Annotated in this window: 17 protein-coding genes; 10 read left to right on the forward strand and 7 right to left on the reverse strand. The window is 64.9% G+C overall.

Annotated features, from left to right (window positions below; genetic code table 11):
- The first annotated feature begins 124 nt into the window (after window positions 1–124).
- Window positions 125–910, forward strand: a complete 786-nt coding sequence (locus tag HYH08_RS02900) for an SDR family NAD(P)-dependent oxidoreductase (protein WP_220008221.1) — start codon at window positions 125–127, stop codon at window positions 908–910.
- 1 nt (window position 911) lies between these two features.
- Here the strand turns inward: HYH08_RS02900 and HYH08_RS02905 are convergent, their stop codons facing one another.
- Together HYH08_RS02905 and HYH08_RS02910 are read right to left on the reverse strand one after the other, a co-directional pair.
- Window positions 912–1,142, reverse strand: coding sequence for a DUF6894 family protein (locus HYH08_RS02905; protein ID WP_129273143.1), 231 nt, complete (start codon window positions 1,140–1,142; stop codon window positions 912–914).
- A gap of 402 nt (window positions 1,143–1,544) precedes the next feature.
- Window positions 1,545–2,555, reverse strand: a complete 1,011-nt coding sequence (locus HYH08_RS02910; protein WP_220008222.1) for a hypothetical protein — start codon at window positions 2,553–2,555, stop codon at window positions 1,545–1,547.
- Window positions 2,556–2,885: 330 nt separating this feature from the next.
- On the opposite strand from HYH08_RS02910, the gene HYH08_RS02915 reads away from it, so the two are divergent.
- Entirely contained in the window at window positions 2,886–3,482 is a 597-nt protein-coding gene (locus HYH08_RS02915) for a L,D-transpeptidase (protein ID WP_228747467.1), read from the forward strand.
- A gap of 119 nt (window positions 3,483–3,601) precedes the next feature.
- Window positions 3,602–3,802 carry a hypothetical protein gene (locus tag HYH08_RS02920; RefSeq protein ID WP_220008224.1) on the forward strand — a complete coding sequence of 67 codons (201 nt, stop codon included), beginning with the start codon at window positions 3,602–3,604 and terminating at the stop codon, window positions 3,800–3,802.
- Between the two features lie 20 nt (window positions 3,803–3,822).
- Here HYH08_RS02920 and HYH08_RS02925 read toward each other — a convergent pair whose 3' ends face one another.
- Complete coding sequence (locus tag HYH08_RS02925) at window positions 3,823–4,269, reverse strand: COG4315 family predicted lipoprotein (RefSeq protein ID WP_220008225.1); 447 nt, start codon at window positions 4,267–4,269, stop codon at window positions 3,823–3,825.
- 143 nt (window positions 4,270–4,412) lie between these two features.
- Window positions 4,413–4,871, reverse strand: coding sequence for a MarR family winged helix-turn-helix transcriptional regulator (locus HYH08_RS02930; protein WP_220008226.1), 459 nt, complete (start codon window positions 4,869–4,871; stop codon window positions 4,413–4,415).
- A 105-nt stretch (window positions 4,872–4,976) separates the two neighbouring features.
- On the opposite strand from HYH08_RS02930, the gene HYH08_RS02935 reads away from it, so the two are divergent.
- The 6 genes from HYH08_RS02935 to HYH08_RS02960 all read left to right on the forward strand — a co-directional run bounded on the left by HYH08_RS02935 (window position 4,977) and on the right by HYH08_RS02960 (window position 11,307).
- Complete coding sequence (locus HYH08_RS02935; protein ID WP_220008227.1) at window positions 4,977–6,899, forward strand: FAD-binding monooxygenase; 1,923 nt, start codon at window positions 4,977–4,979, stop codon at window positions 6,897–6,899.
- 144 nt (window positions 6,900–7,043) lie between these two features.
- On the forward strand, window positions 7,044–8,021 hold the full coding sequence (locus HYH08_RS02940) for an SH3 domain-containing protein (RefSeq protein ID WP_220008228.1): 978 nt from the start codon (window positions 7,044–7,046) through the stop codon (window positions 8,019–8,021).
- Between the two features lie 170 nt (window positions 8,022–8,191).
- Window positions 8,192–8,470 (forward strand): hypothetical protein, encoded by a 279-nt coding sequence (locus tag HYH08_RS02945; protein ID WP_220008229.1) that lies wholly within the window; start codon window positions 8,192–8,194, stop codon window positions 8,468–8,470.
- Window positions 8,471–8,757: 287 nt separating this feature from the next.
- Window positions 8,758–9,090, forward strand: coding sequence for a hypothetical protein (locus HYH08_RS37360; protein WP_228747468.1), 333 nt, complete (start codon window positions 8,758–8,760; stop codon window positions 9,088–9,090).
- 32 nt (window positions 9,091–9,122) lie between these two features.
- Entirely contained in the window at window positions 9,123–9,482 is a 360-nt protein-coding gene (locus HYH08_RS02955; protein WP_220008230.1) for a hypothetical protein, read from the forward strand.
- Between the two features lie 214 nt (window positions 9,483–9,696).
- Window positions 9,697–11,307: a hypothetical protein gene (locus HYH08_RS02960; protein ID WP_220008231.1), complete on the forward strand. Its 1,611-nt coding sequence runs from the start codon at window positions 9,697–9,699 to the stop codon at window positions 11,305–11,307.
- A 33-nt stretch (window positions 11,308–11,340) separates the two neighbouring features.
- Here the strand turns inward: HYH08_RS02960 and HYH08_RS02965 are convergent, their stop codons facing one another.
- The 3 genes from HYH08_RS02965 to HYH08_RS02975 all read right to left on the reverse strand — a co-directional run bounded on the left by HYH08_RS02965 (window position 11,341) and on the right by HYH08_RS02975 (window position 13,120).
- The gene (locus HYH08_RS02965; protein WP_220008232.1) at window positions 11,341–11,910 is read right to left on the reverse strand and encodes a TetR/AcrR family transcriptional regulator; all 570 of its coding nucleotides are present in this window, start codon (window positions 11,908–11,910) and stop codon (window positions 11,341–11,343) included.
- Complete coding sequence (locus HYH08_RS02970; protein WP_220008233.1) at window positions 11,910–12,254, reverse strand: DMT family transporter; 345 nt, start codon at window positions 12,252–12,254, stop codon at window positions 11,910–11,912. Before HYH08_RS02970 ends, HYH08_RS02965 begins: the two co-directional genes overlap by 1 nt.
- A gap of 185 nt (window positions 12,255–12,439) precedes the next feature.
- Entirely contained in the window at window positions 12,440–13,120 is a 681-nt protein-coding gene (locus HYH08_RS02975) for an O-methyltransferase (protein WP_220008234.1), read from the reverse strand.
- 98 nt (window positions 13,121–13,218) lie between these two features.
- Here HYH08_RS02975 and HYH08_RS02980 point away from each other — a divergent pair, with 98 nt between their 5' ends.
- Window positions 13,219–13,863: a TetR/AcrR family transcriptional regulator gene (locus HYH08_RS02980; RefSeq protein WP_220008235.1), complete on the forward strand. Its 645-nt coding sequence runs from the start codon at window positions 13,219–13,221 to the stop codon at window positions 13,861–13,863.
- Window positions 13,864–13,935 lie beyond the last annotated feature (72 nt).

Genomic DNA, 13,935 nt, shown 5'->3' on the forward strand with positions numbered 1-13,935 from the left:
TTTTGCACGGCTATTTTTCGCAAGGCTAGCGCCCGGCGCGCCGCTCCGCAATGGCCGCCGGGGCGCAATTGTCGCTGCCTGTTGCGGTGCGCTAGATTGGCCGCTTCCTGACCCGGAGCGCGATATGAGCCTGTTCAGCACGCCGTTCGATCCCGCATCCGACACCGCGCTCGTCACCGGCGCCGGCAACGGCATCGGCCGCGCCATCGCGCAAGCCTTGGTCGGCGAGGGCGTCCGGACGGTGTTCGCCGATATCAGTGCGGAACGGGTGAGTGCGGCGATCGCCGCGAGCAGCAGGCCCGAACTGGCGGTGCCCTGGGTCGGCGATCTCGCGAAGCTGGAGGCTTGCGACGCGCTGCTCGCCGCCGCTCACGATGTGCTCGGCGATGTCTCGCATTTCGTCCACAGCGCCTCACCGCCGCGGCGGGAGGCCGATCATGCGCTCGCAGTCGATCGCACGACTTGGCAGGAGATGCATGCCGTCAATCTCGACGCCGGCTTTCATCTGGCGCGCGAGCTCGCAAAGCGGCTGATCGCTTCGAGGCGGCCCGGCTCGTTCCTGTTCCTGACGTCGCTGCATGCGGGCACGCCGCGCAACCTGCCGCATTATTCGACCGCGAAGGCGGCAATGGCGATGTTGGTGAAAGAGCTCGCCAAGACGTTCGGCAGGCACAACATCCGCGTCAACGCACTGGTGCCTGGAGCGGTCGCCGCTGGCGGCTTCGTTGCGGATGCTTCGCTGGCAAGGCACATACCGCTCGGGCGCCTCGGTGCGGCAAACGATCTTGCACCGATGGCGCTCACGGTGCTCTCGAACAAGCTCTCGGCTTACGTTACCGGCGCAGCCTTCGTCGTCGACGGCGGATTGTCGCTGACGAACTGGTTCGAGCCGCCGGTGCTGGAAGAGTAGCTCAGCGCTGCCAGGCCGGCACGGGATCGAGCGGCGTGCGATAGACCTCGTTGTGATCGCGGTCGGTGACGCGCACCGCGCAGCCCTTCTGCTGCAGCTCCGGCTTCACCTGCGACAGCTCGGTCGCCAGTTGAACGGCGCGATCGGAGGCAACCTCGATGTCCTCGAGGATGATTCCACCCTGGTTCTTGAACTCTTCACCAACCACGAGATCGAAAGAGTAGTAAGGCATCCGAATTCCCCGATGTGACGACCCAAATCCTGAAGAGGAGTCTTCAAGAGAAGCCTTCGACGGAAGTCTTCAACACATGCCCTGATGGTATCACTGAGTCTCTGATTTTCGAATGAACGGGCCGCACAATCTCTGTGCCCATGGCGCAGAAATGATGTGCAACATCCATGCGCATTAAGATTTTATTAAACATGTCGGCGCGATCATAAGGCATGGAATTGCAGCAGAACCGGGCTCCGGGAACCGGCAGCTGCAAGAGAAGGCCGGCGGCATAAATCCCGACGGCCTTTTCTCTTGATGGACATCGATTGAAACATCGCGCTCCGTAGTCGCCCGGACTCAACGCATCACATCGAGTCGGTCAACGTTCGCAACGCGCGTGTCATTGCGTGAGACCGGGCTCTAGTGCACCGGCATCGGCGGACGCACGACAGGTCCCTCATCATCTGCAACGGCCTGTGTCGTCGTGACAGGTGCAACCGGCGGCGGAGCTGCGGCCTGCGAAGGCGGCGGCGGAGGTGCGAGCTGCGTCGGCGGATAGGCCGGCATGTAGGTCTGCGACACCGCGGGCTTCGGCTTGCGCACCGGTGGAGCCGGGGGCCGCGGCGGCAGTGCGGACACGCGCGCACGCGGGTCGACCGGTGGCTTCGCTTCGACGACCGGCTTCGGCGCAGGCGGCTTCGCCATCTCACGCGCCATCTGCTCTTGTCCGGCCTTCAATTCGGCGATGCTCGCCCTGAGCGTTTCGATCTGCAGCGCCATCGCCGCGATATCGCGCGTCATCGACTGCACCGATTGCGTTGCATCGGACGGCGTTGTTGCGGGCGCAGCAGCGGCCTGAGCGACAGGCGGCGTTGCCGGCTGATCGGCCGTCTGGCCGGCTGCGGCCTCGACCGCGGGTGGGGCGGCCTGCGCGGCGGCGACCGGCGCTGTCTGCGACGTCGACGGCAGCAGCGAGGCCACGACCGGCGTCCATTCGGCGAGCAGCTGTCTTGCGGTGTCGCCGTGTTTTTCCCAGGCGATGGTTGCGGCTGCGCTGCCGCCCGCAAACAGGAACGTGACGAACGCGCCGCGCAGCCATTTGCCGGCCGAGGATCGTTTTGGCCGGCTCAGGCCATCATTCGCCGTCACGCGCACCGCTGTGTCGATCGGCGGCGCGGCTGCCGCTACGGGCTTCTCGTCGACGACGTTGACGGTGGGCTGCGCGCGCGCCGGCTCCGGCGTGAACTTCAGATCGATCCTGGGTTCGGGACGGGGCGCGATCTCGGGCGCCAGCGCCGGTGCAGCGCTGACGGGGCGTGAGGCCAGCACGATCTCGGGTGAGATCTGAACCGCGTCGTGCGGGTCGTTGTCCTTGACCGTGTCCTTCACGATCTCATCGACGATTTGCCTGGAGTTCAGCGTGGCGAGCATCGCAGCTCCTTTGAAGCTCTGTTCGTCCGCATTGGCGCGAGCCGATCTGTTGAGGTGGGGCTGTCGCGAGCCCGATGACGCACGAGTCCAGCCGGGTTTGACCAAAGCAAGGCGAGGCCATGGAGATGCTGCGACGCTCTTCCGCCGTTTGTGGTGATGGAACCTTGCCGGCCAAACACGCGCAAGTGTTCGGGACCCGCCTTGTTTTCAGCACGATTTTGGCAGTATCTGGCCCCGCTGGGGGCGCTGCTATCCGCGATCGGGGGGCCGGCGGTGCCAAAATCTCTACTCGTTTTGTTCGTCGCAGCCTTGCTGCCGCTGGGCGGCTGCATGCAGACGACGCTTTCGCCATCGACGGATGCGAGCATGACGCCGCGCGACCGTCAGTTGCTCGCGCACACGCCTTACGCCCAAGCCAACGTGCCCGAGCAGTATCTCCGTCACATCGTCGATTATCCGCGCAAGGAGCAGCCGGGCACGATCCTGGTCGATACCGATGCGCGCTATCTCTATTTCGTGCTGCCGGAGGGCAAGGCGATCCGTTACGGCGTCGCGGTCGGCGAGGAGGCCATGGCGTTCTCTGGCGTCGCACGCGTCGGCCGCCTCGCGGAATGGCCGGACTGGGTGCCGACGGCGGAGATCCAGGCGCGGCTCGGACCCTATCCGGCGCGCGTTCCGGGCGGCCCCGCCAATCCGCTGGGTGCGCGCGGCATCTACCTCTATACCGGCAACAAGGACACGCTCTACCGCATCCACGGCACCAACCAGCCCGAATATATCGGGCAGGCGATCTCGTCGGGCTGCATCCGGATGCGCAACGAGGACGTGATCGACCTCTACGACCGCGTAAAGCTCAATTCGACCGTGGTCGTGCTGCCGCCCGGACAGAGCGCGCAGGTCGAGGCGGGGCGAAGCTGGCGCGGCTAGTCGCGCTCACTCAGGCGTGAATGCGTGCCGGACCGGCGATCCCCGAAGGGTGAAGTGCTTCACAGGGGATTCGCCCGTTCTGCGCTATGCCTCGATGGCCGGTTGCCATCGGAGGCATCATGCAAAAATTCATTTATCCATTGAATGAGAACGACCGCCGGATTGTGCGCAAATGGCGGCTCGCCACGTTCGGCTTCTACGGTTCAATCCTGGCCGGAATGGCGCTTTATGTCGCGCTGCATTGGAATGCGGAGGTGAATTACGCCTCGGTCGATTCCAGCGCGCGCGAGAAGGTTATCGTCAGCACGACGAAACACTGACGTGGCGGCGTCGCTCGTCCTTACTCCTCGGGCCGGGCGACTCGCCATTGCAGCGTCGTGGCATTGCCGTTGGCATCGCCGGGCGCCTTGTCGGCGGGCGAGGTGTAGAGCGGGCGGTAGCGATAGGCCCACATCTTGCTGCCGTCGTTGCGGCTGATCACGGTGAAGTCGCCGACCGCGCGGGCTTCGGCCGTGGCGGCGAGCGGTACCCAACTCTCGGTGCACTTGCCGTTGCAGTTCGACGTCTTGCCGGTGGTGTCGCGCTCGTAGGTGTAGAGCGTCATGCCTTTGAGATCGACGAGCTTGGGACCCTGCTTGGTCAGGATCACCTTTGCCGGTGCGGCCTGAGCCTCGACCTTCGGCGCAGCAGGTTCACCCCCGCCATGGCCGCCGCCGCCGTGACCGTTCGCGAGCGCGGGGACGGTCGAGAGCGCGATGACCGCGGCCGCGATGTGGAACCTGAACATTCTGATCTCCCGAACCGGCAAAGTTAATCGCGCGTTAAGCGCACAATGCGGCCGACCCTAGCAGCGGAAGGTTAGTTCAAGGTTTCGCGGCACTGCGACAATAGGGCAGCAAAACTACGGGGCCGGGCGGCTTGAGGCGTTGCTTAAGCCTCGCGCAAGGGCGCCCGGCTGAGCTCGTTGCCGGCGGCGATGGCCTTGCGGAGCAGCCGCATCAGCTCGTCGCCTTCCTTCGCGCTGAGGCCGCGCAGCATGATGCGCTGCGCCGATTCCACCGCGGGCGTGATCTTGCGCAGCGTGCGCTTGCCTTCGTCGGTGACCTCGAGCTCTCGCGCACGACGATCGCGGCTCGAGGCGCGGCGCTCGATCAGACCCTTCTGTGCAAGGCGATCGATCACGCCGGTGATGGTGGTGCGGTCGTAGGCGATCAGGCCGGCGAGCGTCACTTGGTCGAGCCCCGGATTGGCCTTGATGGTCGCAAGGGCCGCGTATTGCACCGGCGTGAGGTCATAGCCGGCCTCGCCAACCTCGGCGAGGAACACCGCGACCGCGATCTGCTGGAACCGGCGCGCCAGATGTCCGGGCATGTCGTTGTTATCTTTCACCGGATTCTCCTTAGCGGGCGCCGTCCGTGCCGATCGTTGACAAGTATACTGATAGTCAGCATACTGAGCAACATCAAAACAGAACGTTTGCCGGGAGAGGTGCTCATGCAATTCCATCTCAATGGATTTCAGCCTGGTGATCCCGAGATCGCCGATCCCGCCGAGCGCATTCCTGCCCCGGGCGCCGTGGGCGCCGTGCCCGACAAGGTCGATGTCCTCATCGTCGGCTGCGGTCCTGCGGGCCTCACGCTCGCCGCGCAGCTCGCGCAATTTGCTGACATCAAGACCTGCATCGTCGAGCAAAAACCGGGGCGGCTGCTGGTCGGGCAGGCCGACGGCATTGCCTGCCGCACGATGGAGATGTTCCACGCCTACGGTTTCAGCGAGCGCGTGCTGAAGGAAGCCTATTGGGTCAACGAGACCACGTTCTGGAAGCCGGACGACCGGAAGCCTGAGACTATCGTCCGCAGCGGGCGGGTGCAGGACGTCGAGGACGGCCTCTCCGAGTTTCCGCACGTCATCCTCAATCAGGCGCGCATCCATGACGGCTTTCTCGACGTCATGCGGAAGGCACCGGCCAAGCTCGCGCCCTATTACAGCCGGCGTTTGCTCGACCTTGCGGTCGATCCGGCCGCAGGTCCCGACGATCATGCGGTGACGGTCCGCATCGAACGTGTCGATGCCGGCAACGAGGGCAAGGTCGAGACGATCAGGGCACGTTATGTCGTCGGCTGCGACGGCGCGCGCAGCACGGTGCGCAAGTCGATCGGCCGCGAGCTGCATGGCGATTCCGCCAACCACGCCTGGGGCGTGATGGACGTGCTGGCGGTGACCGATTTTCCGGACATCCGCTTCAAGAGCCTGATCCAGTCGGCGAAGGATGGCAGCCTGTTGATCATTCCGCGCGAAGGCGGCTACATGGTCCGCATCTATGTCGAGCTGGCCAAGCTCGACGTCGGCGAGCGCGTCGCCAACCGCAACATCACCGCTGAGGACGTGATCGCGAAAGCGCAGCGGATCCTGAAGCCGAACACGCTTGAGGTGAAAGAGATCGCATGGTGGTCGGTCTACGAGATCGGCCAGCGCCTGACCGACAAGTTCGACGACGTGCCGGAGGTCGAGATCGATACGCGCCTGCCGCGCGTCTTCATCGCGGGCGATGCCTGCCACACCCACAGCCCGAAGGCGGGGCAGGGCATGAACGTCTCGATGCAGGACGCATTCAATCTCGGCTGGAAGCTCGCCGCCGTGCTGCGCAAGCAATGCGCGCCAAGCCTGCTGCATTCCTATTCGGCCGAGCGACAGGCCGTGGCGAAGGAGCTGATCGACTTCGACCGCGAGTGGGCGGGCATTCTTGCGTCCGCCGCCAAGACGGGTGGCGCCGATGCCGCCAGGACGCAGGACTATTTCGTCCGGCATGGCCGCTACACCGCCGGCACGGCGACGCATTACCGTCCGTCGGTTCTCACCGGCACGGCATCGCATCAGCATCTCGCGCAAGGTCTCGTCATCGGCAAGCGCTTCCATTCCGCGCCGGTGATCCGGCTTGGGGATGCCAAGCCGGTTCATCTCGGCCACGCGGCCCAGGCCGACGGCCGCTTTCGCCTCTACGCATTTTCACCGGCCGAGAATCCCGCGGCATCTGGCTCGGCCATTCGTGCCCTCTGCAATTTCCTCGTCGAAGCCAGGGAATCGCCGGTGCGGCGCTATACGCCCGCCGGCGCCGACATCGACAGCGTGATCGATCTGCGCGCGGTGTTTCAGCAGGACCATCGCGAGCTCGCCATCGAGGCGATGCCGCCTCTGCTGCTCCCGCGCAAAGGCCGCTACGGTCTGCTCGATTACGAAAAGATGTTCTGCCCGGACCTCAAGAGCGGTTACGACGTCTTCACGATGCGCGGCATCGGTCGCAAGGCCGGCTGCATGGTCGTGGTGCGGCCGGATCAGTACGTTGCTTCCGTGTTGCCGCTCGATGATTTTGCTGCGCTTGCGTCATACTTCGATGCGTTCATGTTGCCGGCGAACTGACGGTCCAGCGCGTCGCGTCGATGAATGGCGAATGAATATCGAACCGCGTTCGGCAGGCATCTCGATCTTTTGACGGATGCGCTGGCCGCGCGCGGAACGCTCATATGCCTCGTGCGTTCCGACTCGCAAGAGGAGGACTTCGCCATGAGGCTCAGAACCGCTTTAGTTGCTGCACTGCTGCTTGCCCCGACAGCCGCGCTGGCCGCGCCGGGTATCGTCACCGTCTCGACCGGCCTGCGTGCCGGGCCGGGGGCGGGCTTTCCCCTGGTCGACCATATCCCCGAGGGCGCCCGCGTCAACATCCATGGCTGCCTGCGCGGCAATGCCTGGTGCGACGTGAGCTTCTCCGACGATCGCGGCTGGGTGTCGTCGCAATATCTCGAATATCTCTACCGCAACCACTACGTCTATCTGCCTGACTATGCCGACGAGATCGACGTGCCGGTCGTGCCCTTCGTGCTGAGTTCGTACTGGTCGAGCTATTACGAGGCGCGGCCGTGGTATCGGCGGCAGGCCTACTGGAATAATTACTGGACCTCGCATCAGAGCGTTGCGACGCGGATGACCATCGACCCGCATGCCGCCCGGATCGGCCGCGCGGCGACGCGCGATGCGGCCATCGCGCTGGGACGCGACGGTACGAATCCCAGAGGTCATGCCGCGATCTCTGGACGTGATGCCGCAACGGCACGGCACGACGCGGCCATCGCCAGGCGCGATGCCGCACTTGCCACTGACCGCGTTCGCGCCGGGCAGCGCGACCGCGTCGTGGACGAGCGGGCGGCCATGCAAAACCGCAACCCGCGCGATGCGCAGGCGCGGATGATGCATGATCATGCGGCGAGCCGCGCTGCCACGGTGCGCGCGCAGCCGATCGCACCCCATGCGCATGAGACGCCGCGGGTGTCGGCGGCACCTGCTGCCCGTCCCGCGATGCCGCATATGGCGCAGCCGAATGTCAGTCACGGCTCGCCCATGAATGCGCAAGCGCAGATGCCGGCGCCCCGCGCCGCGGCGCCCGCGATGCCGCACCCCGGCGGCGGCGCTCCGCACGTCAATGCTGCCCCGCATCCTGCTGGTGCACCGGCCGGTGGTCCCGGTGGCGGGCATCAAAAGCACTAGCATCGCCTACGAAAGCCCGGCGCGAGCGCCGGGCTTTCTGTTTGCGCGGGACCTGAGTTCCGGTCTCATCCAATTTAAGAAAGATCTTCGCGGGCAGATTTCATCGGTCGTAAGATGTGTATCCAAAGATGTAAGCATCCACTCAGGGCAGCGGGGCACTGGAGGATGACATGAGACAGAGCCAGACGGAGACGCGCCGCCAAAATGTCGCGAAGCGGTCGATGACCAAAGAGGCCAAGCAGCTTTCCAGCCTGATTGCCGGACTGCGCAAATCCCTCGATAGCATCCACAAGGAACGGACGAGCACCAAGCTCTCCGGCGCCGAGATGGGGCTGCTCGACGAGCGTCGCAACAATCTGTTGCTGACGATCGCCGCCCTCGACGACCGCCTCTCGGCGGTGCAGGGGCTGATCGATCTCGGTCGCCCGCACGTCATCCGCGTGCACTGAACGCGGCGGCTAGCGGCCCCTTCGCGGCGGCGATGGGCCGAGGTCCGGCTCTCGGTTTTGCATGGCATAGAGTTTAGCGTAGTACCGGGTCGATGGCCCGGATGCAGTCGCTACGCACTGGGCCGTCGTCATGAAACGGCAATCGATGAAGCTGCCATCGCGGGTGTAGACCTCGATGCAGACGAGATAGCGCGGATCGTCGGTCTAGCTTTCGCCGGCATCGCGACGAGCTGGCTTGCACCTGAAAGGCCTGCACAAGCAAGCTCGCGGCAAGCGGAATCACATTCATGATGCCCGGCACGATCACCCTCGCTCGTTCGGTCGGACCCGAAGCGCAATGCTGCCGTGGATGGCACCAAATTGCCATGCTCCCGGCGAATTGCCGCCAAAGCCCGCTGCCACCAGGGAAACGGGTGCAGGGCAACGCAAGGGGATGCGCATTGGCCTATAAGATGATCGCAGAACGCGATAATGAGAAGTGCAGTTTCGCCCGCGAGAGCCGGTTGCTCATCGTGGCGAAGGCCAAGGTGTGGGCAAGCGAGGGATGGCAGGTCGTCATCACCGACCAGGATGGCAACGTCTATACGCCGCCCGAATTCGATCAGCTCCTGGCGGCTTGACCGCAGGACGGGCGAGGGCACGAGATTAGACGATGCTGATGCGGTTGGGGCGCGATGTGATCGCGCCCCTGTTGGCTCTCGCAACCGTTGCCGCGCTGACGGCGACGATGGCGTCCGCGCAAAATCTCGATGCCGGCAAGCCGCCCGAAAAGCTGTTCGCCGACGGTTGCACGGCCTGCCACAAGAGTCCCCGCGGCCTCGCCAAGGGGCGCATGAGCCTGATGCTGTCCTGGTACCTGACGGACCATTACGCGACCAGCTCCGACACCGCCAAGGCGCTCGCGGCCTATTTGCAGTCCGTCGATGGACCGCCGCCAGGCGCCGCGGCCAAGCCGGGTGCACAGTCCTCCAAATCCGCGCCACGTCAGCCGAAGCCGGTGACAAGCCGGTAGTCGTTGTCCGCGACGTCCGGGCGTGGCCGTCTCCTTAATCAAAAACAGAACGATTGTAGGAACCGTCGTGTGATGATATTAAACCTGAAGTAGTTTTAGAATAGAAAGCAACCGAGGCGTCCCGTCGGGCAGGTCTCGGGATTTTGTCGCACATTGCATTTTGAGCTCGGGCGAGGGACGGGGCGGTTGAGCTCGCATCCGTGAGGATCTCCCAATGAAGCATTGGCAGTCTTTTGCCGTGATGCCGCTCGCGATCGCCGTGGCGATGCTGGCCTCGCCGTTGCGGCCCGCCGCGCAAACGCCGAGCCCGCAGCCGCAGGCGGCAGCACCGCCCTACATTCCGCAGGCGAAATTCTGCGCCAATGGCTCGGGCGGGCTGTGCGCGATCGTGCCGGCCTATATCGGTCCCGATCCGGTGCTGAGCCAGACCCAGGGCTATAACGGCCTCTACGGCGCTCCGCCGAACAGCGAAAAGTACGATGCGCAATCGCCGTTCGACAACATGGCCTGGCAGATGTTCGTCGCGCTCAACTGGGTCGCAACCGGCGTCAAGGAGCCGGCGGCACAGGGGCTGACGCAGCCGGGCCGGCGAGTCTGGCAGACCTATCCAACGGTGTCGTCGCTGTTCGGCAACGCGCCCGTGATCACAGGCTGCACGCAGGCGCTGGCGCTTCCGATCTTCCATATCGGCTCGGACGGCAAGGGCCAGCCGAAGCCCAACAACGAGGAATATCTGCAGGCTGCGACCAACAAGCCGCTGATCGACGTCAACGGCAACTGGACGCTGTTCGAGCGGCGCGTCAACGAGATCGAGGCGCAATATCTGCGGGCGCCGGGCAGCCAGAAATCGCAGACGCTGACGACCAAGGCAGGCCAGCTCGCATTCATCAAGAGCAATCCTGGTGGTGCCGAATTCACGTCGTCGGCCACGGTGCCCGACGGCACCAACGGCTCGATCGAGATCAAGGCGTCCTGGCGCATCCTCGATCCCTCCAAGGACGATCCGTCAAAGTTCTTCACCCAGAATATCCTGCTGGCGGTGTCGGGCGATCTCGTGCGCGACGGCCGTCCGTTCTGCCGCAGCGAGCGGGTGGGGCTCGTCGGCATGCACATCCTCCAGCGCAATCCGCTGGACAAGACCAATCCGGCGCTGCGGCCGCAATGGATATGGGCAACCTTCGAGCATGTCGACAACGCGCCGCTCGCGAATGCGCCGTGCAACGTCGCCGATGGCTGCGGCACCGACAAGGCCACGAACTGGATCAATCAGCCGAGCTGCGGGCCGGCGAGTCCGCCGCAGGGATCGCATTTCTCGTTCTTCAACACCGGTGCGCCGGCGAGCCTCGGCACCAACATCGCGCCGCAATCGCCCGGGACGGGCAAAACAGCCTTCCCATGGAATCCGCGCAAGCCGTATGCAATGGGAGGCACGACCAGCGCGACCGCGCAGCCGCAGGCCGTGCGCTGCTGGCGGATCTATCCGACCACGAGCACCCTCAACGAGCAATGGCGGATGGCGCTCGGCTCGCTCAAGAGCGTGTTCGGCAATTACATGCTGGTCGGCACGCAATGGGGCGGCAATGTCGAGCCGCCGACCCCGCCCAATCCGGTGCCCTTCAACGCCGTGCCGGGCATGCTCTCGAACATGACGCTCGAGACCTACATCCAGAACTATCTCGACAATGGCGCCGCTGGTCCGGGCTCCTGCGTGAGCTGCCACAATTTCGCGACGCTGGTGGACGGCAAGACCTCGGCGAATTTCAGCTTCCTGCCGGGCATCGTCGATTCGAATTCGCTGCGCGCCAAGATCAAGACCGCGCCGTGACGGCCCTCGTAGCCCGGATGGAGCGCGGCGCAACTACGCGCGCCGATACGTCTGCGCGATCAGCCGGTCGTGCACGGCGCGCAGGTCCGCATTCATTCGCGTCTGGCCCGTCGTGACGAAGGACAACCACGCGCCATCGGCGGCGAGGCGCACGACATGGAGCTCGGGCGCGGCGTCGGTTGTACGATGACGTTTCAGCCGCGCCTTCATCCAGTCGTTCCAGAGCCGGCGCAGCGAGGGATCGGTGACCACCACCATGCTCAGCGCCGCCCAGGGCGTGGCAAAGCCGAAGGCTTTTCCGGTGAACACCGCATTGACGTAAGCGCGCGTAAAGCTGCCGCGCGGTTTGGGATCGGCCTCGACGGCAGCGTCGATCTCGGCGTCGACGCGGGCGAGCAGATCGGCGAACAGGCCCTCGATCAGCGCCTGCTTGCTCGAAAAATGATGAAACAGCCCGCCCTTGGTGACGCCGGCCGCCGCCGCCACCGCCTGCACCGTGACGCCCGATACGCCGTGGTCCATGGCGATGGCGGCTGCATGGTCGAGCAGGGCACGCCGCACCTGCTCGGGCTGCTTGGCGCGGGTATAGGCGCTCGCCGGCATCAGTGCACCGTCGTCTCCGAGAACAGGTTGATGACTACGACGCCCGAAACGATCAGCGCGATGCCGACGAAAGCCGCCGCATCCAGCATCTGGCGGAACAGCACGAAGGAGACGGTCGCGGTCAGGATGATGCCGACGCCGCCCCAGATCGCATAGGCGATGCTCAAGGGGATGACCCGGATCGCCACCGACAGCGCATAGAACGAGGCGACATAGAACAGCACCATGGCGAGTGTCGGCCACGGCCGCGAGAACTGCGCTGATTGCTGCAGGAAGGCGGACGCGGTGACCTCGAAGATGATGGCGAGGGCAAGCGCTGCGTAGGCGTTGAAGGCGGAGGTCATGACGGGGCTCAGGCTGACGAAAGATACCGCGCGGTAGGTATGTTTAGCAGGCAGAATATGGCTTTTCATGGGGAGCAGGTATCACGTGTGAGTGACGCCGCTGCGACAGGAAGGAACACGGCGCGGAACCGCCGCACGACGGATCGTGCGGCGGCGCCGGAATGGGCGGTGCGTTCGGTGCGGCGTCAGTTGATCCGCACGGTGAGCTCGACGTCCTCGGCAAAGGGCGTGGACATGTAGCCGCTTCCGGGCGCGCGCACCCGAGCCAGATAGTCGGGGCTGTCGTCGGCATTATCGGCGACGATGATCGCGCCGGGCCTGAGATGTCCTTCGACGAGGTCCAGGACCTCCGGGTAGAGCGCCTTGGCGCCGTCGAGCAGCACGAGGTCGATCATGCCGGGCAGATCGGCCTGCAGTGTCTCCAGCGCATCGCCTTCGCGGATGTCGACGAGATCGATCAGCCCGCCGGCCGTGAGATTCTCGCGGGCGTGTGCTGCTTTCGACGGCTCGAACTCGCAGGTGATGAGGCGGCCGCCGCCATTGTCGCGCAAGCCGGCGGCAAGGTGCAGGGTCGAGATGCCGAACGAGGTGCCGAACTCGACGATGGCCCTGGCGCCGGAGCTGCGCGCGAGCATGTAAAGCAGCTGGCCGGTCTCGCGGGACACCGCCAGCGGTGCGTCCTTCAGCCGTCCATAGAGATCGCGGTAAGCGGTCTTGCTCCGCATCATCCGCGCGCGGTCGGCGTCGGTCACATCGGCGAAGGCCGCTCGCGTGACGCCGCGTGCTGCTTCGTCCTTGTCGAACAGGCGATCCAGCAGCGGTGCGAGCGATGTGATGGCAAGTGAGGCCATAGGTGGGGTGGTCATTCAAGGTCTCCAGAGTTGGCGGCGAGGCATGTGCTTGCGTGGCCATTGAAATACGACTAATGCGTCGCATTCACTATTCGCATTACCCCGTGAATGTCATGGCCGACCGCCGAAGCCGTTCAGTTTCCTCGCGAAAACAGCCGCAGCAGGCGCGCTCCAACGAGCTCGTCGCGGCCATCCTCGACGCTGCTGTTCAGGTCCTGGCAAAGGAGGGCGCTCAGCGATTCACCACGGCCCGCGTGGCGGAGCGGGCCGGGGTGAGCGTCGGGTCGCTGTACCAATATTTTCCGAACAAGGCCGCGATCCTGTTCCGCCTCCAGAGCGATGAGTGGCGGCGCACCAGCGAGCTGCTGCGCGACATTCTCGCGGACCGGGCGAAGCCGCCTCTGGTGCGGCTGCGCGCGCTGGTCCACGCCTTCATTCGTTCGGAGTGCGAGGAGGCCGCGATCCGAGGCGCGCTCAGCGATGCCGCTCCGCTCTATCGCGACGCGCCTGAGGCGCAGGACGCGCGGACCGCAGGCGAGGGCATCGTCGTAGCCTTCATGCGCGAGGCCCTGCCGAAGGCCTCCGATGCGACGCGCATGCTCGCCGGCGAGCTGATCAAGACGACGCTGAGCGAGGTCGGCAAGCGGTTCTCGGAAATGCCGCGCGGCGAGGTGGAGATCGCACGGCATGCTGATGGGCTGGCCGACATGTTCTGTGCCTATCTCGGCGAGCTTGCACGGCGCCGAGATCATTCCTGACATCCGTCTTTGCGGGCCAATAATGTTTCCGGTTTTGCCGGACGATGGGTTAGCTTCGCAGCGGTTCCTTGT

The organism is Bradyrhizobium sp. BR 10289, from assembly GCF_019455385.1.
GTDB lineage: Bacteria > Pseudomonadota > Alphaproteobacteria > Rhizobiales > Xanthobacteraceae > Bradyrhizobium.

Bases quoted from the DNA above. Each gene is read 5' to 3' on its own strand.
- HYH08_RS02900 (WP_220008221.1), top strand. From the start codon at position 125: ATGAGCCTGTTCAGCACGCCGTTCGATCCCGCATCCGACACCGCGCTC.
- HYH08_RS02905 (WP_129273143.1), bottom strand. From the start codon at position 1,142: ATGCCTTACTACTCTTTCGATCTCGTGGTTGGTGAAGAGTTCAAGAAC.
- HYH08_RS02910 (WP_220008222.1), bottom strand. From the start codon at position 2,555: ATGCTCGCCACGCTGAACTCCAGGCAAATCGTCGATGAGATCGTGAAG.
- HYH08_RS02915 (WP_228747467.1), top strand. From the start codon at position 2,886: ATGCAGACGACGCTTTCGCCATCGACGGATGCGAGCATGACGCCGCGC.
- HYH08_RS02920 (WP_220008224.1), top strand. From the start codon at position 3,602: ATGCAAAAATTCATTTATCCATTGAATGAGAACGACCGCCGGATTGTG.
- HYH08_RS02925 (WP_220008225.1), bottom strand. From the start codon at position 4,269: ATGTTCAGGTTCCACATCGCGGCCGCGGTCATCGCGCTCTCGACCGTC.
- HYH08_RS02935 (WP_220008227.1), top strand. From the start codon at position 4,977: ATGCAATTCCATCTCAATGGATTTCAGCCTGGTGATCCCGAGATCGCC.
- HYH08_RS02940 (WP_220008228.1), top strand. From the start codon at position 7,044: ATGAGGCTCAGAACCGCTTTAGTTGCTGCACTGCTGCTTGCCCCGACA.
- HYH08_RS02945 (WP_220008229.1), top strand. From the start codon at position 8,192: ATGAGACAGAGCCAGACGGAGACGCGCCGCCAAAATGTCGCGAAGCGG.
- HYH08_RS37360 (WP_228747468.1), top strand. From the start codon at position 8,758: ATGATGCCCGGCACGATCACCCTCGCTCGTTCGGTCGGACCCGAAGCG.
- HYH08_RS02955 (WP_220008230.1), top strand. From the start codon at position 9,123: ATGCTGATGCGGTTGGGGCGCGATGTGATCGCGCCCCTGTTGGCTCTC.
- HYH08_RS02960 (WP_220008231.1), top strand. From the start codon at position 9,697: ATGAAGCATTGGCAGTCTTTTGCCGTGATGCCGCTCGCGATCGCCGTG.
- HYH08_RS02965 (WP_220008232.1), bottom strand. From the start codon at position 11,910: ATGCCGGCGAGCGCCTATACCCGCGCCAAGCAGCCCGAGCAGGTGCGG.
- HYH08_RS02970 (WP_220008233.1), bottom strand. From the start codon at position 12,254: ATGACCTCCGCCTTCAACGCCTACGCAGCGCTTGCCCTCGCCATCATC.
- HYH08_RS02975 (WP_220008234.1), bottom strand. From the start codon at position 13,120: ATGACCACCCCACCTATGGCCTCACTTGCCATCACATCGCTCGCACCG.
- HYH08_RS02980 (WP_220008235.1), top strand. From the start codon at position 13,219: ATGGCCGACCGCCGAAGCCGTTCAGTTTCCTCGCGAAAACAGCCGCAG.